Origin of the sequence: Mesorhizobium ciceri biovar biserrulae WSM1271 (assembly GCF_000185905.1) — a bacterium.
GTDB classification, from domain to species: domain Bacteria; phylum Pseudomonadota; class Alphaproteobacteria; order Rhizobiales; family Rhizobiaceae; genus Mesorhizobium; species Mesorhizobium ciceri.
The window spans coordinates 3435657-3458038 of record NC_014923.1; the positions used below are offsets into that span (position 1 = coordinate 3435657).

The window sequence follows — 22382 nt, forward strand, 5'->3', positions numbered from 1 at the left end:
AGTCCGCAGCGAAGGGCGGGGCGAACGACGAAACGACCAGGAGAACTCTATGGCGCCGTATTCGAACCCGCTGATGCCCAATTTGGACCAGATCGACAAGATGAACCAGGACTTGACCAGGATGATGCCGAAGGAGATGGCCAGTGCCGTCAACCTTTTCGTGCATCCTGTGGCGGGTGCGGCGGCGATGTCGGCGCTTGGCCTCGGGCTTGCCAATCATGCTTTCGGCGTCTGGCTGGGCGCGTTTTCAGGTGCGGCAGAAGCCTCGCAACGGCTGCTGCAGCCGATCGTCGATGATTTCGAGGCGCGCGTCGCCCAGTTCGATGAACCGAGTCCTTCCTCCACCAAGGCACGGGCAACGGCGAAAACAATGATCGCCGAGGCGCAGTCCTTCGCCAGGGAGGTCACCGATATTGCCGCCAAGGAAGCCGCAACTGCCGTGCCGGCCGCAAACGCCGCTCCAGCAACAAGCGGCGTCGGCGATGTGCTGTTGCCCGAGGATTTCAGGCAGCCCAAGGCCATGCAGAAGCCGGCGAAACCGGCGGATCTCAAGGCGATATCCGGCATCGGGCCCAAGCTGGAGAAGGTTCTCAACGGCCTCGGTATCTGGACGTATGCCCAGATCGCGGCATGGACGCCGCAAGAGGTTGCCTGGGTCGAAGACTATCTGTCGCTCGGCGGCCGCATCGGCCGCGACGATTGGACAGCCCAAGCGGCGGCGCTCGCCGTCAAGAAGTGAATGAAGTGCCCGACGTGGTCTCGACCGCGTCCGGAAAAAGAGATTGCGGGAACTCCGCAGGGGTTTGAGGCGAATGGCAAAGCTCAAGGTCGACGGGAAAGAGATCACTGTACCCGACCACTACACGCTGCTGCAGGCGGCGGAAGACGCTGGCGCGGAAGTGCCGCGCTTCTGCTTCCATGAGCGGCTGTCGATCGCCGGCAATTGCCGCATGTGCCTGATCGAGGTGAAGGGCGGGCCGCCCAAGCCGCAGGCCTCCTGCGCCATGAACGTGCGCGACCTGCGTCCCGGCCCGAATGGCGAGGCACCGGAAATCTTCACCAACACGCCGATGGTCAAGAAGGCCAGGGAAGGCGTGATGGAGTTCCTGCTGATCAACCATCCGCTGGATTGCCCGATCTGCGACCAGGGCGGCGAATGCGACCTGCAGGACCAGGCGATGGCCTTCGGCGTCGATTCCTCGCGCTATCACGAGAACAAGCGCGCGGTCGAAGACAAATACATCGGACCGCTGGTGAAGACGGTGATGAACCGCTGCATCCACTGCACGCGCTGCGTCCGCTTCACCACCGAAGTCGCCGGCATTTCCGAACTGGGCCTGATCGGCCGTGGCGAGGATGCCGAGATCACCACCTATCTCGAACAGGCGATGACCTCGGAGCTGCAGGGCAATGTCATCGACCTTTGCCCGGTCGGCGCGCTGACCTCGAAGCCATTCGCCTTCCAGGCGCGGCCGTGGGAGCTGACCAAGACCGAATCCATCGACGTGATGGATGCCGTCGGCTCGGCGATCCGCGTCGATAGCCGGGGCCGCGAAGTGATGCGCATCCTGCCGCGCGTCAACGAGGCGGTGAACGAGGAGTGGATCTCCGACAAGACCCGCTTCATCTGGGACGGCCTGCGCACGCAACGCCTTGACCGCCCCTATGTGCGCAAGGACGGCAGGCTGGTTGCTGCCAGCTGGGCCGAGGCCTTCGCCGCGATCAAGGACGCGGTGTCGAAGACGGCGCCCGAAAAGATCGGCGCTATCGCGGGCGATCTCGCCGCCGTCGAAGAAACCTATGCGCTCAAGCTGCTGATGGCTTCGCTCGGCTCGAAGAACACCGATTGCCGCCAGGATGGCGCCGCACTCGACCCGGCGCTCGGCCGTGCGAGCTACATCTTCAACCCGACCATCGAAGGCATCGAGCAGGCCGATGCGGTGCTGATCATCGGCGCCAACCCACGCTATGAAGCCTCGGTGCTCAATGCCCGTATCCGCAAGCGCTGGCGGACCGGCAATCTGCCGGTCGGCGTCATCGGCGATGTCGGCGATACCCGCTACGATTACGAACAGCTGGGCGCCGGGCCGGATTCGCTTGGGGATTTGGCCAACGGCAACGGCAAGTTCTTCCAGACGCTGAAGAAGGCGACACACCCGCTGATCATCGTGGGACAGGGCGCGCTGGCGCGTGCCGATGGCGCGGCCGTGCTCGGCCAGGCGGCCAAGCTCGCGGCCGCCGTCAACGCTGCTCGCGCCGACTGGAACGGCTTTGCCGTGCTGCACAATGCGGCCGGGCGCGTCGGCGGTCTCGATCTCGGCTTCGTGCCGGGCGAGGGCGGCAGAAACGTTGCCGGCATGCTGGGCGAAATGGAGCTCTTGTTCCTGCTCGGCGCCGACGAGATCGACATGGCCAAGACCGGCGGCGCCTTCGTCGTCTATATCGGCACGCATGGCGACCAGGGCGCGCACCGCGCCAATGTCATCCTGCCGGCGGCCGCCTACACGGAAAAATCGGCCACCTATGTCAACACCGAAGGGCGTGTGCAGCAGACCAACCGCGCCGGCTTCGCGCCGGGCGAGGCGCGCGAGGACTGGGCGATCCTGCGGGCGCTGTCGGATGTGCTCGGCAAGAAACTGCCGTTCGATTCGCTGCCGCAGCTGCGCGCCAAGCTTTATGGCGAATACCCGCATCTGGCCCGTATCGACCAGGTCGCGGCCGGCAACGCCGAGGATATCGCCGAGGTGGCGAAGCTCGGCGGACGGCTGAACAAGGGCACCTTCACCTCGCCGGTGAAGGATTTCTACCTGACCAACCCGATCGCGCGGGCATCGGCCGTGATGGCGGAATGCTCGGCACTGGCCAAGAGCGGCTTCAAGCAGGCGGCGGAATAAGCATGGACACTTTCTTCTCCTTCTACGTGCTGCCGGCGCTGCTGATCCTGTTGAAGTCAGTCGTGCTGATCGTCGTTCTTTTGATCTTCGTCGCCTACATCCTCTACGCCGACCGCAAGATCTGGGCGGCGGTGCAATTGCGCCGTGGCCCGAACGTCGTCGGCCCCTGGGGCACGCTGCAGGCTTTCGCCGATCTGTTGAAGTTCGTCTTCAAGGAGCCGGTCATCCCGTCCGGCGCCAACAAGGGCGTGTTTCTTTTGGCGCCGCTGGTGTCGGCCGTGCTGGCGATCTCGGCCTGGGCGGTCATCCCGGTCAGCCACGGCTGGGCGATCGCCAACGTCAATGTCGGCATCCTCTATGTCTTCGCCATCTCCTCGCTCGAGGTCTACGGCGTGATCATGGGCGGCTGGGCGTCGAACTCGAAATATCCGTTCCTCGGCGCGCTGCGCTCGGCCGCGCAGATGGTGTCCTACGAAGTCTCGATCGGCTTCGTCATCGTCACCGTTCTGCTCACCGCCGGCTCGCTCAACCTCACCGATATCGTGCTGTCGCAGCATGACGGAATTGGTACGCGGCTTGGCCTGCCCAACACCTTCCTCGACTGGAACTGGCTGGCGCTGTTCCCGATGTTCATCATCTTCTTCATCTCGGCGCTGGCCGAGACGAACCGCCCGCCCTTCGATCTGGTGGAAGCCGAATCGGAACTGGTCGCCGGCCACATGGTCGAATATTCGTCGACCCCGTTCCTTTTGTTCTTCCTCGGCGAGTATGTCGCCATCGTGCTGATGTGCGCGCTGGCCACCATCCTGTTCCTCGGCGGCTGGCTGCCTCCGTTCGACTTCGCGCCGTTCACCTGGGTGCCGGGCGTCATCTGGTTCGTGCTGAAAGTCTGCTTCGTGTTCTTCGGCATCTCCATGGTGAAGGCCTTCGTGCCGCGCTACCGCTACGACCAATTGATGCGGCTTGGCTGGAAAGTGTTCCTGCCGATCTCGCTGTTCATGGTGGTCGCCACCGCGGCCTTCCTCAAGATCACGGGGTTTGCGTGATGTCCGCTCTTTCCCAAGCCGCCAAATCGCTGCTGCTGCAGGATTTCGTCAGCGCCTTCTTCCTGTCGATGCGCCAGTTCTTCGCGCCGAAGGAGACGATCAACTATCCGCACGAGAAGGGGCCGACCAGCCCGCGCTTCCGCGGCGAGCATGCGTTGCGCCGTTACCCGAACGGCGAGGAACGCTGCATTGCCTGCAAATTGTGCGAGGCGATCTGCCCGGCGCAGGCCATCACCATCGAGGCCGGCCCGCGCCGCAACGACGGCACCCGCCGCACGGTGCGCTACGACATCGACATGGTGAAGTGCATCTATTGCGGCTTCTGCCAGGAAGCCTGCCCGGTCGACGCCATTGTCGAGGGGCCGAATTTCGAGTTCGCGACGGAGACGCGCGAGGAACTCTACTACGACAAGGACAGACTGTTGGCGAATGGCGACCGGTGGGAGCGCGAGCTGGCGCGCAACATCTCGCTGGACTCGCCCTACCGCTGATATTTGACGCATGGACGGGGCGAGGGGCCTCGTCTAAGGACACAACGAAACTTGCGGCCGGAGGCGGCAGCAAACATCGAAACAGGACGGTTGTCCTGTTTGTACAGGAACCCGGGGGATCCCCAATGTTGAGTGGACTAGAGGCGGCCTTTTTCTACCTCTTCGCCTTTGTCGCGGTGGCATCGGCGTTCATGGTCATTTCGTCGCGCAACCCCGTGCATTCGGTGCTGTTCCTGATCCTGACCTTCTTCAACGCCGCCGGCCTGTTCATGCTGACCGGCGCCGAGTTCCTGGCGATGATCCTGCTCGTCGTCTATGTCGGCGCGGTGATGGTTCTGTTCCTGTTCGTCGTCATGATGCTCGACGTCGATTTCGCCGAACTGAAGAGCGGCGCCCTGCAATATGCGCCGATCGGCGCGCTGGTCGGGCTGATCCTGGCGGCGGAGCTGATCGTGGTTCTCGGCGGCTACACCTTCGCGCCGCAGCTCGCTTCGACGGTCTCCAAGCCCATTCCGGATCTTGCCACGCGGACCAATACCGCCGCGCTCGGCGACATCCTCTATACGGACTACCTCTACTACTTCCAGATTTCGGGCCTCGTGCTGCTGGTCGCCATGATCGGCGCCATCGTGCTGACGCTGCGCCACAAGCCAGGCGTCAAGCGGCAGTCGATCGCAGCCCAGGTCGGCCGCACACCGGCGACCGGCATGGAAATCCGCAAGGTCAAGACAGGCGAGGGACTCTGAGATGGTTGTCGGCATCGCACATTATCTGACCGTATCGGCTGTTCTGTTCACGCTCGGCGTGTTCGGCATCTTCCTGAACCGCAAGAACGTCATCGTCATCCTGATGTCGGTCGAGCTGATCCTGCTGGCGGTCAACATCAACTTCGTCGCCTTTTCGGCAGCACTCGGCGATCTGGTCGGCCAGGTGTTCGCGCTGTTCGTGCTGACGGTCGCGGCGGCCGAAGCCGCCATCGGACTTGCCATTCTCGTCGTCTTCTTCCGCAACCGCGGCTCGATCGCGGTCGAAGACGTGAACATGATGAAGGGTTGACGGAACCACCATGTATCAGGCCATCGTCTTCCTTCCCCTGCTCGGCTTCCTGATCGTCGGCCTGTTCGGCACGTCGCTCGGCGCCAAGGCGTCCGAATACATCACCTCGGGTTTCCTGGTGGTCGCGGCCGTGCTGTCGTGGGTCGCGTTCTTCACCGTCGGTTTCGGCCATGGCGAGGTGTTCACCGTGCCCGTGCTGCGCTGGATACAGTCGGGTGGGCTGGAAGCGTCCTGGGCGCTCCGGATCGACACGCTGACGGTGGTCATGCTGGTGGTGGTCAACACCGTGTCGGCGCTGGTCCACATCTATTCGATCGGCTACATGCACCACGATCCGAACCGGCCGCGCTTCTTCGCCTACCTGTCGCTGTTCACCTTCGCCATGCTGATGCTGGTGACGGCGGACAACCTCGTGCAGATGTTCTTCGGCTGGGAAGGGGTGGGGCTGGCGTCCTATCTGCTGATCGGCTTCTGGTACAAGAAGCCGTCGGCCAATGCCGCGGCAATCAAGGCCTTTGTCGTCAACCGCGTCGGCGATTTCGGCTTCGCGCTCGGCATCTTCGGCGTGTTCGTGCTGTTCGGCTCGGTCAATCTGGGCACCATCTTCGCCAATGCGGCGACGTTCATCCCCGCTGAAGGCGCGCCGCAGGGTGCCGCGGTGCTGACTTTCCTCGGCCATGCGCTGGACAAGCAGGCGGCCATGACGATCGTCTGCCTGCTCCTGTTCATGGGCGCCATGGGCAAGTCGGCGCAAGTGCCGCTGCACACCTGGCTGCCGGACGCCATGGAGGGCCCGACGCCGGTTTCGGCCCTGATCCATGCCGCCACCATGGTGACGGCGGGCGTGTTCATGCTGGCGCGGTTGTCGCCGCTGTTCGAACTGTCGCATTCGGCGCTGACGGTCGTGACCTTCATCGGTGCCTTCACGGCCTTCTTCGCGGCCACCGTCGGTCTCGTCCAGAACGACATCAAGCGCGTCATCGCCTATTCGACCTGCTCGCAGCTCGGTTACATGTTCGTGGCGCTCGGCGTCGGCGCCTATGGCGCGGCGATCTTCCACCTGTTCACGCATGCCTTCTTCAAGGCGCTGCTGTTCCTCGGCTCGGGCTCGGTCATCCACGCCGTGTCCGACGAGCAGGACATGCGCAAGATGGGCGGCCTCAGGAAACTGATCCCGACCACCTACTGGATGATGGTGATCGGCACGCTGGCGCTGACCGGCGTCGGCATTCCGGTGACGGTCATCGGCACCGCCGGCTTCTTTTCCAAGGACGCCATCATCGAGAGCGCCTTTGCCGGCCACAATTCGGTTGCCGGCATGGCCTTCGTGCTTTTGGTCATCGCCGCCTGCTTCACCTCCTTCTACTCCTGGCGGCTGATCTTCATGACCTTCCACGGCAAGCCGCGGGCGAGCCATGAGGTGATGCACCATGTCCATGAATCGCCGCCGGTGATGCTGGTGCCGCTGTTCATCCTAGCTGCGGGCGCGCTGTTTGCCGGCGTCATCTTCCACAACGCCTTCATCGGCGAGGGCTATGCCGAGTTCTGGAAGGCATCGCTGTTCACATTGCCTGACAATCACATCCTGCACGACATCCACGAATTGCCGCTGTGGGTCGAACTGTCGCCCTTCATCGCCATGCTGATCGGCTTCGCGCTGGCCTGGAAATTCTACATCCGCTCGCCGGAAATGCCGGTCAACCTGGCCGCGCAGCATCGCGGGCTCTACGCCTTCCTGCTCAACAAGTGGTATTTCGACGAGCTCTACGACTTCTTGTTCGTGCGGCCCGCCAAGCGCCTCGGCCACTTCCTGTGGAAGACCGGCGACGGCACCGTCATCGACGGCCTCGGCCCCGACGGTATTTCGGCGCGCGTCGTCGATGTCACCAACCGCGTCGTCAAGCTGCAGACCGGCTATCTCTACCACTACGCCTTCGCCATGCTGATCGGCGTTGCCGCACTCGTCACCTGGATGATGCTCTGATGACCGCCTGGCCAATCCTCTCGCTGGTCACCTTCCTGCCGCTGGTTGGTGTGCTGCTTATCCTGTTCATCAATGACGACAGCGAAAATGCACGCCGCAACATCCGCGCCATCGCGCTGTTGACGACGACGTTCACGTTCATCATCTCGCTGTTCATCTGGACCGGATTCGACAATTCGCAGTCCGGCTTCCAGTTCGTCGAGAAGGTCGCCTGGCTCGATTCCGGCATTTCCTACCATATGGGCGTCGACGGCATCTCGATGCTGTTCGTCATCCTGACGACCTTCCTGATGCCGCTCTGCATCCTGGCCTCGTGGGAATCGATCGAGAAGCGCGTGAAGGCCTACATGATTGCCTTCCTGCTGCTCGAAACGCTGATGATCGGCGTGTTCTGCGCGTTGGATATCGTGCTGTTCTACGTCTTCTTCGAAGCCGGCCTGATCCCGATGTTCATCATCATCGGTGTCTGGGGCGGCAAGCGGCGCGTCTATGCCTCGTTCAAGTTCTTCCTCTACACGCTGGCCGGTTCGGTGCTGATGCTGCTCGCCATCATGGCGATGTTCTTCCAGTCCGGAACAACCGACATCCCGACGCTGCTGACCCACAACTTCCCGGCCAACATGCAGACCTGGCTGTGGCTTGCCTTCTTCGCCTCCTTCGCGGTGAAGATGCCGATGTGGCCGGTGCACACCTGGCTGCCCGACGCGCACGTCGAGGCGCCGACGGCGGGCTCCGTCATCCTGGCCGGCATCCTGTTGAAAATGGGCGGGTACGGCTTACTGCGCTTCTCCTTGCCGATGTTCCCGCTGGCGTCGGAAATGTTCGCGCCGCTGGTCTTCGCGCTGTCCGTCGTCGCTATCATCTACACCTCGCTGGTGGCGCTGATGCAGGAGGACATGAAGAAGCTGATCGCCTATTCGTCGGTTGCCCATATGGGCTTCGTCACCATGGGCATCTTTGCCATGAACCAGGAAGGCGTGCAGGGCGCGATCTTCCAGATGCTCAGCCACGGCCTCGTCTCCGGCGCGCTGTTCCTGTGCGTCGGCGTCATCTACGACCGCATGCACACACGTGAGATCGCGGCCTATGGCGGGCTGGTCAACAACATGCCGAAATACGCCACGGTGTTCCTGATCTTCACCATGGCCAATGTCGGTCTGCCCGGTACCAGCGGCTTCGTCGGCGAGTTCCTGACCATGCTCGGCGTGTTCCGGGTCAACACATGGGTGGCGTTCTTCGCCGCCACCGGCGTCATCCTGTCGGCCGCCTACGCGCTCTGGCTCTACCGCCGGGTGATCTTCGGCGCACTGACCAAGGAGAGCCTTAAGGGACTGCTCGACCTGTCGCCGCGCGAGAAGGTGATCATCTACCCGCTGGTCGTGCTGGTCATCTTCTTCGGCGTCTATCCCGCCCCGGTCTTCGACGCGACGGCCCAATCGGTCAAGTCGCTCGTCACCAATGTCGCTGCATCCATCGGCGCCGCGCAGACCGCGGCGGCGAACTGACCAGAGGTTTTGCGAACCATGACGCCGGACCTTCTCTCCAGCCTGTCGCTCTCGACGCCAGAGCTGATCCTTGCCGTCGGCGCGCTGGCGCTGCTGATGGTCGGAGCCTATTCGCGCGCCAACACGGCCAACACGGTAACCGGCCTCGCGGTTGCCGTGCTGGCGATCGCGGGCGCCTGGCTGATCTTCCGAACCGGGCAGGGCAGCGCTTATGGCAATGCCTTCATCCAGGATTCCTTCGGCCGCTTCATGAAGGTGCTGGCACTGGTCGGCTCGGCGGTGACGCTGGTGATGTCGATGCGCTTCGCCAAGGCGGAGCGTTTCGACAAGTTCGAATATCCGGTGCTGATCCTGCTGTGCACGCTCGGCATGATGCTGATGATCTCGGCCAACAGCATGATCGGCCTCTATCTCGGCCTCGAGCTGCAGTCGCTGGCGATCTATGTGCTGTGCGCGATCAACCGCGACAATCTGCGCTCGACCGAAGCGGGCCTCAAATATTTCGTTCTCGGTGCGCTGTCGTCGGGCATGCTGCTCTATGGCATCAGCCTGGTCTACGGCTACACCGGCAACACCGGCTTCCAGGAAATCGCCACGGCACTCGGCAGCGGCGAGCGCCAGCTTGGCCTCGTTTTCGGCCTCGTCTTCGTGCTGGCCGGCCTTGCCTTCAAGATTTCCGCGGTGCCGTTCCACATGTGGACGCCTGACGTCTATGAGGGCGCGCCGACTCCGGTGACGGCCTTCCTGGCGGCGGCGCCGAAAATGGCGGCGATGGCACTGATCGTGCGCGTCACCATGGGCGCGTTCAAGCCGATCGCCGCCGACTGGCAGCAGATCATCGTCTTCATCTCGATCGCCTCGATGGCACTCGGCTCCTTCGCCGCAATCGGGCAGACCAACATCAAGCGCCTGATGGCCTATTCCTCGATTGGCCATATGGGTTACGCGCTGGTCGGCCTTGCCGCCAACAGCCAGGCCGGCGTGCGCGGCGTTGCCATCTACATGCTGATCTATCTGGTGATGACGCTCGGCACCTTCGCCTTCATCCTCGCCATGCGGCGCAAGGAAGGCAATGTCGAGCAGATCAGCGACCTGGCCGGCCTGTCGTCGACCAATCCGGTCATGGCGACGATCCTGACCATCCTGATGTTCTCACTCGCCGGCATTCCACCGCTCGCCGGCTTCTGGGGGAAATGGTACGTCTTCCTCGCCGCCATCAACGCCAATCTCTACGCGCTGGCGATCATCGGCGTGCTGGCCTCGGTAGTGGGCGCCTATTACTATTTGCGCATCATCAAGATCATGTGGTTCGACGAACCGGTCGGCGGCTTCGTGCCGATGGCGACGGAATTGCGTGTCGTGCTCGGCGTCTCCGGCGCCTTCGTGCTGTTCTACGTGTTGATCGGTGGGCCGATCGGCACCTATGCCGAAGCCGCCGCCAAGACGTTTTTCTAGACGGCATGGCATTTCGGCTGGCTCCAACCTCGGCGTCGGAAGGGTTCCGGCTCGAGGCGCATGAGAGCGTCGGCTCCACCAATGCGCTGGCACTGGACCACGCAAGGGCAGGCGACTCCGGCAAATTGTGGGTCGTTTCCAAGAAGCAGGAAAGCGGGCGTGGCCGGCGCGGCCGCGTCTGGGCGACCCCGGAAGGCAATCTGGCGGCGACGCTGCTCGTCATCACCAAGGCAGAGCTTCGCCTTGCCGCGACATTGGGCTTCGTCGCAGGACTGGCGCTGGCCGATGCACTCGATGCCGTGGTGCCGAAGGGCCGGATCGCCATTGGCCTCGACGGTGGCAGCGAAGGAAAAAACCGTTTCGAGCTGAAATGGCCGAACGACGTGCTTGCCTCCGGCGCCAAGCTGGCCGGCATCCTGCTGGAATCGGCAATCCTCGAGGGCGGCCGTTTCGGAGTGGCGGTCGGCATCGGCGTCAATGTGGTGGCGTACCCTGAGGATTTGCCGTATCCCGCAACTTCCTTGCGCGCGCTGGGCGCGGCATGCGATGCGGAAACACTGTTCCTGGCGCTGTCGGATGCCTGGAGCGAGAATGCCCGATTGTGGGATGAGGGGCGCGGAGTTGCCGCCGTCAGGCGACGGTGGCTTGATCGTGCCGCGGGGCTCGGCGGCGAGGTTGCCGTCAGAATTGACGGTAATGTGGTGCGCGGGGTGTTTGAGACCATTGACGAGGACTGCCGTTTCGTGATCCGCGACGATGAAGGTTCGGTTCGGACGATCGCCGCCGGCGATGTGCATTTCGGCGCGGTCGCTTCGGCCAGGGCATAGGGCCGTTCATGAACGGTTCTAACCTGTTTGTTTTTGCGCAACTCCGGTGGGAAAACCGTTACACACTTTTCCCGGAATTGCTTTTGAGCTTGGCCTGAGGGCCAGGAAGGGAAAAATCATGGCGAAAGCGGAAAACGCCGAACTCGTCTTCGTGCCGCTCGGCGGCGTCGGCGAGATCGGCATGAACTTCGCTCTTTACGGCTACGGGCCGCCCAGCGCGCGCGAATGGATTGTCATCGATGTCGGAGTGACCTTCCCCGATGCCAGCCTGCCGGGCGTCGACCTGGTGCTGCCCGACACACGCTTCATCGAGGAGAACCTCGCCAATCTGCGCGGCATCATCATCACGCATGCGCATGAAGACCATTACGGCGCGCTGCTCGACACATGGCCGAAGCTGAAGGCGCCGGTCTGGATGACGCCGTTCAGCGCCGGCCTGCTGGAAGCCAAGCGGCAAGGCGAGCAGGGCGCGCCGAAAATACCGGTCACGATCTACCGGGCGGGCGAGAAATTCACCGTCGGCCCCTTCGAGATCGAAGCCATTCCGGTCGCGCACTCGATTCCCGAGCCGATGTCGCTGGCGATCACCTCGCCGGCAGGCACCGTCATCCATACCGGTGACTGGAAGATCGATCCGGAGCCGACGATCGGGCCAAAGACCGACGAGGCGCGTTTCCGCGCCTATGGCGACAAGGGCGTTCTGGCGCTGATCTGCGATTCGACCAATGCGCTGCGCGAAGGCGAGTCGCCTTCGGAAGTGGCTGTGGGCGAGGGCCTCAAGGGCGTCATCCAGGCTGCCAAGGGCCGTGTCGCCGTCACCACGTTCTCCTCCAATGTCGGACGTATCGTCTCGATCGCCAAAGCGGCCCGCGATGCCGGACGCCAGTGCCTGGTGCTTGGCCGTTCGCTGAAGCGGGTCATCGATGTGGCCGGAGAACTCGGCTACATGGACGGTCTGCCGGAGTTCATCGCCGAGGAGGATTTTGGTTTCATCCCGCGCGAAAACCTGGTCATCATCTGCACCGGCAGCCAGGGCGAGCCGCTGGCCGCACTGGCCAAGCTGTCGCGCGAAGAGATGAAGTCGGTGTCGCTGACGGCAGGCGACACGGTGGTGTTTTCCTCGCGTACGATTCCCGGCAACGAGAAGGCGATCCTCGAGATCAAGAACCGTCTCATCGACCTCGGCGTCAAGATCATCGAGGACGGCGATGCGCTGGTGCATGTCTCCGGCCATCCGCGGCGCAGCGAATTGCGCAAGATGTATGAATGGGTGCGCCCGCAGATCGGCGTTCCCGTGCATGGCGAGGCGGCACATCTGGTGGCGCAGGGCTCGCTGATGTCGACATCGGGCATCGGCCAGGTGGCGCAGGTGCGCGACGGCGACATGCTCAGGCTTGCTCCCGGCCCAGCCACCATCATGGATCAGGTGCCGTTCGGCCGTATCTACAAGGATGGCAGACTGATCGGCACCGATCAGGCGATGGGCATCCGCGACCGGCGCAAATTGTCCTTTGCCGGCCACGTGGCGGTCAATGTCGTGCTGGACGACAAATATGAGCTTGCCGGCGACCCCGATTTGGTCGCCATCGGCGTCGCCGAGGCCGATGGCCGTGGCGAGTCGCTGGAAGATCTGATGATCGATGCGGCAATCGGCGCGGTGGACTCGATCCCCCGTCAGCGCCGAAAAGACCTCGACCTGGTGCAGGAAGCAGTGCGGCGCGCCGTGCGCGGCGCCGCCAACGAAGCCTGGGGCAAGAAGCCGCTGGTGACGGTGTTCGTCACTCGCTGAGGGGAGTAGGGCAGTAAGGGAGTAGGGCAGTAGGGATTTCGATACGAGGCAGGTCAGCTTTTCCCCTATTGCCATACTGCCCTATTGCCTTACTGCCCTGGGGAAAACCTATGCTCGGACGTCTGAACCATGTCGCGCTTGCCGTGCCGGATCTGGCTGCTGCCGTAGCGGCCTACCGCAACACGCTCGGCGCGGAGGTGACGGCGCCGCAGGCGCTGCCGGAGCACGGGGTGACGGTGGTGTTCGTCAATGTCGGCAACACCAAGGTCGAACTTCTGGAGCCTTTGGGCGAGGGATCGCCGATCGCCGCCTTCCTGGAGAAGAACCCCTCCGGCGGCATGCATCACCTTTGCTATGAGGTCGACGACATCCTGGCCGCGCGCGATCAGCTCAAGGCCGCCGGCGCCCGCGTGCTGGGCGACGGCAATCCGAGGATCGGCGCGCACGGCAAGCCGGTGCTGTTCCTGCATCCGAAGGATTTCTTCGGCACGCTGATCGAACTGGAGCAATCATGAGCTGGGTTTCGTTCACCGCCCTGTTTTTCGCGACCTGGTGGGTGGTGCTGTTCGCCGTGCTGCCGTTCAGCGTGAGGACGCAGGACGACGATCACGACGTGACGCTCGGCACGGTTCCGAGCGCGCCGCGTGGGCCTCACATGCTGCGCGCCGTGATCCGCACCACCATCGCCACCGCGATCCTGATGGGCATTTTCTATGGCCTGACGCATGGGCTGGGATACAGCCTCAACGACATCCCGCACATCGTGCCGGAATTCAGCCAGACGCCGGCTAAATAGACTGTCCAGCGACGGCGTTTTCATATGTCGGAACCGGGCGGGTTTCGGCGGGGAATGTCGTGCCGTTTTGCGGCCTGACGAGCGCTGACGCCGGGTAAGGTGGTTTGGCAACGCGTTGCGCTAAGCAGATGATTGCACAAAAAAAATGCAAGGCACGAGGCCTTGCAATTTAAACGCGTCCGATCTGTTTCCGGTTTCCGGCGGCAGCGAGTAACCGCGCCTAGATCGCATCCTCCCAAGACTTTGACCGCGTAGGAGAGCAGATTTTTTTCTGCCCTCTCGGTTATCGAGGTACATTAGCCTAAGGCGAATGAAAATGTCACGAAGAATTTTGCCTTGAAACGGGCATTCTCGTGCTGCACTGCACAATAGTGTGGCAGGCGTTGCTTGGCGAACGATCACCAAGACGCGCACAGTGACCGGGAGGCCTTGCAGCGCCGTGGGTCTTCTGGACGGGCGAACGGCGGTGCGACGCTTCTGATCCCGGCTACCCATGTTTTTTGGAAGTCGATTCCGCTTTTCGGGCCGAAGCGTCCGGGTTCCCATTCCGCCTTGAAATGGCTATGAAGCCGGGTCAAGCAAGCCAAAGTCGCGCCGATTCTGACGCGGCCCTCCTCACTCACGGACCTGCCCATGCGTTTGTCGCGCTATTTCCTGCCGATCCTCAAAGAAAATCCGCGCGAGGCCGAGATCGTCTCGCACCGGCTGATGCTGCGCGCCGGCATGATCCGCCAGCAGGGGCAGGGCAGTTTCTCGTGGCTGCCGCTCGGCAAGCGGGTGCTGGACAAGGTATGCCGCATCATCCGCGAGGAGCAGGATCGCGCCGGTGCGCTGGAAATCTTGATGCCGACCATCCAGTCGGCCGATCTGTGGCGCGAAAGCGGCCGCTATGACGACTACGGCAAGGAGATGCTGCGCATCAAGGACCGGCAGGACCGCGACATGCTCTACGGCCCCACCAATGAGGAAGTGGTCACCGAGATCGTCCGCGCCTATGTGAAGTCCTACAAGGACCTGCCGCTCAATCTCTACCACATCCAGTGGAAGTTCCGCGACGAAGTGCGGCCGCGCTTCGGCGTCATGCGGTCGCGCGAGTTCCTGATGAAGGACGCCTATTCCTTCGATCTCGACTTCGAAGGCGCCAGGGCGGCCTACAACAGGATGTTCGTGTCCTATCTCCGGACTTTTACGCGCATGGGGCTGCAGGCTATACCGATGCGGGCCGACACCGGGCCGATCGGCGGCGATCTCAGCCACGAATTCATCATCCTGGCCGACACCGGCGAGAGCCAGGTCTACTGCCACCGCGACTATCTTGCGCTCGATGTGCCCGGCGCCAACACCGATTTTGCCAACGACGCCGAGATCGCCGACATCGTCAAAACATGGACGACGCCCTACGCCGCCACCGACGAGATGCATGACGAGGCGGCGTGGGAGAAGATCGGCGAGAGCGACAAGGTTTCGGCGCGCGGCATCGAGGTCGGCCACATCTTCCATTTCGGCGACAAATATTCCAAGCCCATGGGCGCCAAGGTGACCGGACCCGACGGCAAGGATCATTTCGTCTCCGGCGGCTCCTACGGCATCGGTCCGTCGCGGCTGGTCGCGGCGATCATCGAAGCCAGCCATGACGACAACGGCATCATCTGGCCGGAGGCGGTGGCGCCGTTCGACATCGGACTGATCAACATGAAGGCGGGCGACGCCGAGTGCGACGGCGTCTGCGACGAACTGCATGCCGCTTTCGTCGCCGCCGGCAAGGACGTGCTCTACGACGACACCGACCAGCGGCCCGGCGGCAAGTTCGCCACCGCCGACCTGATAGGCCTTCCCTGGCAAGTGATCGTCGGACCGCGCGGTGTCGCCGCCGGCGAGATCGAGATCAAGAACCGCAAGACCGGCGAGCGCGAGACGCTGCCGATCGCGGACGCGAAGAAGCGCTTCGGTGTCGCCGCATGAGCGAGGCGGTGGCGGCAAGATCGGTCGGCGCCGGACCCTTTTCCATCTTCGAGCGCATGGTCGCCTGGCGCTATCTGCGTTCGCGGCGCAAGGAGACGGTGATCTCGGTGATCGCCTCGATCTCGTTCCTCGGCATCATGCTGGGCGTCGCCACGCTGATCGTGGTCATGGCGGTGATGAACGGTTTCAGGGCGGAGCTTTTGACGCGCATCCTCGGCGTCAACGGTCACCTGATCGTGCAGCCGCTCGATTCGCCGCTGGAGGACTATGCGCAGGTCGCCAGCCGCATCAACGGTGTAGCAGGCGTTAAATACGCCATCCCGCTGATCGATGGCCAGGTGCTTGCGCAAGGCAATGTCGGCGGCGGAACCGGAGCGCTGGTTCGCGGCATACGCGGCGAGGATCTGAGCAAGATCGCCATCGTTGCCAGCAACATCAAGCAGGGTTCGATCGCCGATTTCGATTCTGGCGAGGGCGTTGCCATCGGCAAGCGCATGGCTGAGAATCTCGGCCTGACGCTTGGCGATACCATCACCTTGATTTCGCCCGACGGCGACGTGACGCCGATCGGCACCACGCCGCGCATGAAGGGCTACAAGATCGCGGCGATCTTCGAAGTCGGCATGTCCGAATATGACACGTCCATCGTCTACATGCCGTTTTCCGAAGCGCAGCTTTATTTCAACATGGACGGGCGGGCGCAAACGATCGAGATTTATGTCGACAATCCAGACGATGTCGATGCGCTGAAACCGAAAGTGGAGGCGGCGGCGCAGCGGCCGATCGACATGGTCGATTGGCGCCAGCGCAACGAGACCTTCTTCTCCGCGCTGCAGGTCGAACGCAACGTCATGTTCATGATCTTGACGCTGATCGTGCTGGTGGCGGCGCTGAACATCATCTCCGGCCTGATCATGCTGGTGAAGGACAAGGGCCACGACATCGCCATCCTGCGCACCATGGGGGCGTCGCGCGGCGCCATCCTGCGCATCTTCCTGATGACGGGTGCGGCGATCGGCGTGACCGGCACGCTTGCCGGTGTGCTGCTTGGCGTACTGATCTGCACCAACATCGAATCGATCCGCCAGTTCTTCTCGTGGATGACCGGTAAGGTGCTGTTCAATCCTGAACTCTATTTCCTCAGCCAGTTGCCGGCGAAGATGGATCCGCGCGAGACGACCTATGTCGTCCTGATGGCGCTCGGCCTGTCCTTCCTGGCAACGGTGTTTCCGGCATGGCGCGCCGCGCGTCTCGATCCGGTCGAAGCCTTGAGGTACGAATAGTGGCCGAGGTCATTATCGAGCTGAAGAGCGTCGAGCGGCACTACGTCCAGGGACCGCGAAAGCTCACCATTCTCAATGGTGCGGACTTCTCGCTGAAGCGCGGCGAGATGGTGGCGCTGGTGGCGCCGTCTGGCACCGGCAAGTCGACGCTGCTGCACACCGCCGGCCTGCTGGAGCGTCCCGACGCCGGCGACGTCATCCTGGCCGGCCGCGCCTGCGGGCGGCTGTCCGACGACGAGCGCACGGCGATCCGCCGCAACGATGTCGGCTTCGTCTACCAGTTCCATCATCTGCTGCCGGAATTCTCGGCGCTGGAAAACATCATGATGCCGCAGCTCATCAAGGGGCTCAGCCGCAAGGATGCGGCCGAGCACGCGGCGCAGCTGCTCGATTACATGCAGATCGGCAAACGCGCGGCGCACCGGCCGTCCGAGCTCTCCGGCGGCGAACAGCAGCGCGTTGCCATTGCGCGTGCGGTCGCCAATGCGCCGCTGGTACTGCTGGCAGACGAGCCGACCGGCAATCTCGACCCGGTCACCGCGTCCTATGTGTTCGAGGCGCTGGCGGCGCTGGTCAAGCAATCGGGCCTCGCGGCGCTGATCGCCACCCACAATCACGAGCTGGCATCGCGCATGGACCGACGCGTCACCTTGGCCGACGGCAAAGTGGTGCCGCTCTAGGGCACGGCGATACTGGGGGGAGGCCGGCCTGCGAAAGGCGGCTTCCTGCGCTTCCGGTTCTACCCCGTCGCGGTAGAACGGTGCTCACGTACCCAAAAGTACGCTCCGCTCCGGTTCTCGAAATCCACCATTCTCGGCTCGGCCTGACCCCAGTCTCGTCGTGCCCTGGTCGGCGCTGGGCAACCGTCGTTCGCCCGTCAACCTTTTCTTAACCCTGCCGATTTGATCGCCCGGAAATTCGGGCACGGCCGGATTGTGCGCCTTGACATTTGAACAAAATTAGAACAAAATACGAACATATCAACAACAGGAGAGAGTTATGACCGATCTGGTTCAGGATGTCATCTCACTGGTTTGCATGAGCACCTTTCTCGTCTCCATGGCGATCTGGATTGGAGCCATGTGATTTGGCGGCGTTCGCCGCCGTGGGTCCCATGCGGTCGAAGACCGCTCCGCCGTTAAGCTTTTCTTGCCGCAGCGACGTTAGAGTGCCCCGGCAAGACAGGGAGCAACGTCCAGGTGTCGCCCATCGTCACGGCCATTCTGGTGGCCAGCAATCTCGGGCTGATCTTTCTGTTGATGACGGTGCCGCTTGGTTTGCGCACGGTCCGGCTGACCTGTCTGGTGGCGATGGATCGGCAGCGCCTCTGGCAGGCGCTGTGGCCGCTCGGCAGCGATGCCGGCTGGTCCGGTGAGATCCTGTCCGCCGAGGCCCCGGACGGCGAGGGCGTGGCCCGCATCACGCTGTCCTGGGAAGGTCGCGACGGCAAGCCGATCGAACGCAAGTCGCGGTTTGAAGACGTCGTCGAAGGCAGCCGCTTCTCGATGCGTGTCATCGAGGATACGGCACTCGACGCTTCGTTCTGGAAGGATTTTCGCGAAACCGCCGAACTCGTTTCGGAAGGCAACAGCACGCGGGTGACGCTCAGCCAGACCGATCGCTATCGTGGCGTTGCCTTCCTGGTGTTCCGCTATTTCGCCCTGCGCCGCGAACTCTCCAAGCTGCAGCGCTGGGCGCGGACCGGAAAGTATCGCAAGGGCGGCTGGTTCGAGCATCCGCTCAGCCAGGTCGGCTTTGCCGGGCTTTCGGCGCTGATCCTGTGGCCATTCTTCGGCCTTCACTTCGGCGGTTTGGCACTGGCCGCGATCCTCACATCGGTGGTCGCCTTGCATGAGCTTGGCCATATGGCGGCGTTCCGGCTTATGGGCCACAACCGTGCACGGATGATCTTCATTCCGCTGCTCGGCGGCATCGCCATTGGCGGGCGGCCCTATGACAGCCGTTTCGAAGTGGCTTTCGTGGCATTGATGGGCGCCGGCTTCTCGGCCTTCCTGGTGCCGATCGCCATCGCCGCAAGCACCTTTGCCGGCGCGGAAGGTCACCGGCTGGCGGCGGCCCTGCTGGCGACGCTGGCGGGCTTCGCCGCACTGTTCAACATCGCCAATCTGGTGCCGGTGTGGAAGTTCGACGGCGGCCAGGTGCTGCGCCAGATCTGTCCGGGACCGGTCGCGCTGGCGCTGGCTTCCTTCTTCCTGCTCTCGGCTTTCCTGGCCGTGGGTTGGCAGGCCGGCTTTTCCGCCACCTTCCTGCTCGCGACGGGAGCGGTGTTTTCGCTCCTCAGCCTGCTGACTATGAGCAGCGGGGTGAAGCCGCGTCACGAGCTGAAGCCGATCCGCACCATCGACCGGCTGGCCATGGCGGCGGCGTTGCTGGCGGTGTTCGCCATCCATGGCTATGGCGTGTTGTGGGCCTCCGCCCAGCTGATTTGAGCCGTACCGGATCCGGAAGGATCAGCCGGCTTTGCGGGCCGCTTCGACAGGCAAGGCCGTGGCGGGACCGAACACATCCTCGAAGGCGGATTTCAACGCCAGGTCAAGATCGGCCATGGTCAGGGGAAGGCCTAGGTCGACGAGGCTGGTGACGCCGTGGTCCTGCACGCCGCAAGGCACGATGCCGCTGAAATGGTCGAGATCGGGCTCGACATTGATGGCGATGCCGTGAAAACTCACCCAGCGCCGCAGCCGGATGCCTATGGCCGCGATCTTGTCCTCCGCCGGCGAGCCGTCCGGCAGAGCAGGGCGATCCGGCCGCACGACCCAGACGCCGACCCGGTCCTCGCGGCGCTCGCCCCGCACATTGAAAGCGGCAAGCGTGCCGATGATCCACTGTTCGAGCGCCGCGACGAAGGCGCGGACATCCTCGCGCCGCCGCTTCAGGTCGAGCATGACGTAAGCGACCCGCTGGCCCGGCCCATGATAGGTGTATTCGCCGCCGCGTCCGGCCGCGAAGACCGGGAAGCGGCTGGCGTCGATCAGATCCTCGCCACGGGCGCTGGTGCCGGCCGTGTAGAGCGGCGGGTGTTCGACCAACCAGACCATTTCGCCGGCAGCGCCGCTGCGGATCGCCTCGGCGCGCGCCTCCATGAAGGCAAGTGCCTCGGGATAGGCGGTAAGGCCGGGCTCGATCAGCCATTCGACCGGTGCCGAGCCGGGAAGCGGCAGGAACGACGTGGCGATCTGGCTGCGTTCGGTCATGGCGTATCGTCTTTTCGTTTGTCCATGGCGCGCCCAAAAACGCCTCGCACCTTTGGGCGACATCAACTTGCCTTCCATATGGCGATATCAGGCGCAAACGTCCAGTTCCGGCGCTGCGTTCGGGCCCTGTGGAGCATTATGCCAATCGCCTGACATTATTGCTTGCCGTGCACTTGTTTCACCGGAAACGATTTGCTACACGCCGCGAGCCGGTCGGTTCCGGCTCTACCACGTGCGGTCGTGGCGGAATTGGTAGACGCGCAGCGTTGAGGTCGCTGTGGGGCAACCCGTGGAAGTTCGAGTCTTCTCGACCGCACCATTCTCTTCCCAGAATCCGATTTGTACCGGTCTCGCCCGCTGCGGGCCGGACGCATTTCGTTGATATTCCCGCGCTTTACGCCACTTTCTTTTTGAGCGTCGGATTTTCCCAAAACCGGTTTCCTCTTTTGGGTCCGATGCTCTAGACCTGATTTGCACCTTTTCCGGGATTCTTGTGGCGGGAGGCGCTGGTGGAAGGCGAGCACGAACGGACGACCGGCGCCGGGGCCGCCGAGGACAACCACGCCGACATCTATGGCGAGGACGGCGCCGTGCTTTCGTCCTTCCTGGCGCGGATCGGCGCGGCGATCGCCGACCGCGACACGCTGACCCTCAAGCATGAAGTCGACGACCTGCACCAGTCGGAGCTCGGCGATCTGCTCGAGGCGCTGCATCCCGAACAGCGCCGCGCGCTGGTCGAACTCCTGGGCGCCGATTTCGACTTTTCCTCGCTGACGGAGGTCGACGAGGCGATCCGTATGGAGATCGTCGACAATCTGCCCAATGCGCAGATCGCGCAGGCGGTGCAGGAGCTCGATTCCGACGACGCCGTCTACATTCTCGAGGATCTCGACCAGGAAGACCAGGACGAGATCCTGTCGCAACTGCCGTTCACCGAGCGGATCAGGCTGCGCCGCTCGCTCGATTATCCCGAAGAGACGGCCGGCCGCCGCATGCAGACCGAGTTCGTCGCGGTTCCGCCGTTCTGGACGATCGGCCAGACCATCGACTACATGCGCGAGGACAACAATCTTCCCGAGCGCTTCAGCCAGATCTTCGTCATCGATCCGAGCTTCAAGCTGCTCGGCGCCATCGACCTCGACCAGATCCTGCGCACCAAACGTTCGGTCAAGGTCGAGGAGGTGATGCACGAGACGCGGCACGCCATTCCGGCCACCATGGACCAGGAAGAGGCGGCGCGGGAATTCGAGCAGTACGATCTTTTGTCGGCCGCGGTCGTCGACGAGAACGAACGGCTGGTTGGCGTTCTGACCATCGACGATGTCGTCGACGTCATCCAGCAGGAGGCCGAGGAAGATCTGATGCGCATGGGCGGCGTCGGCGACGAAGAGCTTTCCGACAGCATCTTTTCGACCTCGCGCTCACGCGTTCCGTGGCTGCTGATCAACCTTCTGACCGCGTTCCTGGCGGCGTCGGTGATCAGCCTGTTCGACCGCACGATCGAACACATCGTGGCACTGGCGGTGCTGATGCCGATCGTCGCGGGCATGGGCGGCAATGCCGGCTCGCAAACCATGACCGTCACCGTGCGGGCGTTGGCGACCAGGGATCTCGACATCTACAATGCCGGCCGCATCATTCGCCGCGAGATGGGTGTCGGCTTCATCAACGGCATCGTCTTCGCCATCCTGATCGGCATCGTCGCGGCAGCCTGGTTCCGTGATCCCAATCTGGGCGGGATCATCGCGGCGGCGATGATCATCAACATGTTCGTGGCCGCCCTGGCCGGCATCCTGATCCCGCTGCTGCTCGATCGTTTCAAGGTCGATCCGGCGGTCGCTTCGGCGGTCTTCGTCACCACGGTTACCGACGTCGTCGGTTTCTTTGCATTTCTCGGCATTGCCACGTGGTGGTTCGGCGTGCCCTGAGGGCACGCCTTTTGGCTCAATTGACTTTTACGTAAATGCCGTGCGAGGCTCGCGCGGGGCGCCATGTCGATTCCGGCATGGCATGGGTTTTGGTTCGGGACAGAAGGGTGACGCCGCCATGGCGATCGCCCCGGTGTTTCGGCGTGTGGGA

General features: G+C 63.2%; 19 protein-coding genes and 1 tRNA gene. 19 read left to right on the forward strand and 1 reads right to left on the reverse strand.

The features are described 5' to 3' along the window. Positions 1 to 49 precede the first annotated feature (49 nt). The 17 genes from MESCI_RS16565 (at position 50) to MESCI_RS16645 (ending at position 19538) form a co-directional block, all read left to right on the forward strand. The gene (locus tag MESCI_RS16565) at positions 50 to 739 is read left to right on the forward strand and encodes an NADH-ubiquinone dehydrogenase subunit (protein ID WP_013531095.1); all 690 of its coding nucleotides are present in this window, start codon (positions 50 to 52) and stop codon (positions 737 to 739) included. Positions 740 to 812: 73 nt separating this feature from the next. Then, positions 813 to 2894 carry an NADH-quinone oxidoreductase subunit NuoG gene (gene nuoG, locus MESCI_RS16570; protein ID WP_013531096.1) on the forward strand — a complete coding sequence of 694 codons (2082 nt, stop codon included), beginning with the start codon at positions 813 to 815 and terminating at the stop codon, positions 2892 to 2894. A gap of 2 nt (positions 2895 to 2896) precedes the next feature. After that, positions 2897 to 3940: an NADH-quinone oxidoreductase subunit NuoH gene (gene nuoH / locus MESCI_RS16575; protein WP_013531097.1), complete on the forward strand. Its 1044-nt coding sequence runs from the start codon at positions 2897 to 2899 to the stop codon at positions 3938 to 3940. Next, positions 3940 to 4431, forward strand: a complete 492-nt coding sequence (nuoI, locus tag MESCI_RS16580) for an NADH-quinone oxidoreductase subunit NuoI (protein ID WP_013531098.1) — start codon at positions 3940 to 3942, stop codon at positions 4429 to 4431. Before nuoH ends, nuoI begins: the two co-directional genes overlap by 1 nt. Before the next feature lie 125 nt (positions 4432 to 4556). Continuing rightward, complete coding sequence (locus MESCI_RS16585) at positions 4557 to 5177, forward strand: NADH-quinone oxidoreductase subunit J (protein WP_013531099.1); 621 nt, start codon at positions 4557 to 4559, stop codon at positions 5175 to 5177. Position 5178: 1 nt separating this feature from the next. Beyond that, complete coding sequence (gene nuoK / locus MESCI_RS16590; protein WP_010910101.1) at positions 5179 to 5487, forward strand: NADH-quinone oxidoreductase subunit NuoK; 309 nt, start codon at positions 5179 to 5181, stop codon at positions 5485 to 5487. A gap of 10 nt (positions 5488 to 5497) precedes the next feature. Further along, positions 5498 to 7471, forward strand: a complete 1974-nt coding sequence (nuoL, locus tag MESCI_RS16595; protein WP_013531100.1) for an NADH-quinone oxidoreductase subunit L — start codon at positions 5498 to 5500, stop codon at positions 7469 to 7471. Then, entirely contained in the window at positions 7471 to 8976 is a 1506-nt protein-coding gene (locus tag MESCI_RS16600) for an NADH-quinone oxidoreductase subunit M (RefSeq protein WP_013531101.1), read from the forward strand. The genes nuoL and MESCI_RS16600 overlap by 1 nt, the downstream gene beginning before the upstream one ends. Before the next feature lie 18 nt (positions 8977 to 8994). After that, positions 8995 to 10431, forward strand: a complete 1437-nt coding sequence (gene nuoN, locus MESCI_RS16605; RefSeq protein WP_013531102.1) for an NADH-quinone oxidoreductase subunit NuoN — start codon at positions 8995 to 8997, stop codon at positions 10429 to 10431. 5 nt (positions 10432 to 10436) lie between these two features. Next, positions 10437 to 11258, forward strand: coding sequence for a biotin--[acetyl-CoA-carboxylase] ligase (locus MESCI_RS16610; protein ID WP_013531103.1), 822 nt, complete (start codon positions 10437 to 10439; stop codon positions 11256 to 11258). A gap of 118 nt (positions 11259 to 11376) precedes the next feature. Continuing rightward, a complete protein-coding gene (locus tag MESCI_RS16615; RefSeq protein WP_013531104.1) occupies positions 11377 to 13047 on the forward strand; it encodes a ribonuclease J in 1671 nt (556 codons plus the stop codon). Between the two features lie 110 nt (positions 13048 to 13157). Beyond that, positions 13158 to 13562 (forward strand): methylmalonyl-CoA epimerase, encoded by a 405-nt coding sequence (gene mce / locus MESCI_RS16620; RefSeq protein ID WP_013531105.1) that lies wholly within the window; start codon positions 13158 to 13160, stop codon positions 13560 to 13562. Further along, positions 13559 to 13843, forward strand: coding sequence for a DUF1467 family protein (locus tag MESCI_RS16625; RefSeq protein WP_013531106.1), 285 nt, complete (start codon positions 13559 to 13561; stop codon positions 13841 to 13843). The genes mce and MESCI_RS16625 overlap by 4 nt, the downstream gene beginning before the upstream one ends. Positions 13844 to 14476: 633 nt before the next feature. Beyond that, a complete protein-coding gene (gene proS / locus MESCI_RS16630) occupies positions 14477 to 15805 on the forward strand; it encodes a proline--tRNA ligase (RefSeq protein WP_013531107.1) in 1329 nt (442 codons plus the stop codon). Then, positions 15802 to 17088: a lipoprotein-releasing ABC transporter permease subunit gene (locus MESCI_RS16635; protein ID WP_013531108.1), complete on the forward strand. Its 1287-nt coding sequence runs from the start codon at positions 15802 to 15804 to the stop codon at positions 17086 to 17088. The genes proS and MESCI_RS16635 overlap by 4 nt, the downstream gene beginning before the upstream one ends. Next, on the forward strand, positions 17085 to 17768 hold the full coding sequence (locus tag MESCI_RS16640) for an ABC transporter ATP-binding protein (RefSeq protein WP_174299085.1): 684 nt from the start codon (positions 17085 to 17087) through the stop codon (positions 17766 to 17768). The genes MESCI_RS16635 and MESCI_RS16640 overlap by 4 nt, the downstream gene beginning before the upstream one ends. 519 nt (positions 17769 to 18287) lie before the next feature. Continuing rightward, on the forward strand, positions 18288 to 19538 hold the full coding sequence (locus MESCI_RS16645; RefSeq protein WP_013531110.1) for a peptidase M50: 1251 nt from the start codon (positions 18288 to 18290) through the stop codon (positions 19536 to 19538). Between the two features lie 21 nt (positions 19539 to 19559). Here the strand turns inward: MESCI_RS16645 and lipB are convergent, their stop codons facing one another. Further along, entirely contained in the window at positions 19560 to 20303 is a 744-nt protein-coding gene (gene lipB / locus MESCI_RS16650) for a lipoyl(octanoyl) transferase LipB (RefSeq protein ID WP_013531111.1), read from the reverse strand. A 234-nt stretch (positions 20304 to 20537) separates the two neighbouring features. Between lipB and MESCI_RS16655 the strand changes: the two genes are divergently transcribed. Both MESCI_RS16655 and mgtE read left to right on the forward strand, forming a co-directional pair. Continuing rightward, positions 20538 to 20622: transfer RNA gene (locus MESCI_RS16655), tRNA-Leu, on the forward strand. Positions 20623 to 20812: 190 nt separating this feature from the next. After that, complete coding sequence (mgtE, locus tag MESCI_RS16660; protein ID WP_013531112.1) at positions 20813 to 22231, forward strand: magnesium transporter; 1419 nt, start codon at positions 20813 to 20815, stop codon at positions 22229 to 22231. Positions 22232 to 22382 lie beyond the last annotated feature (151 nt).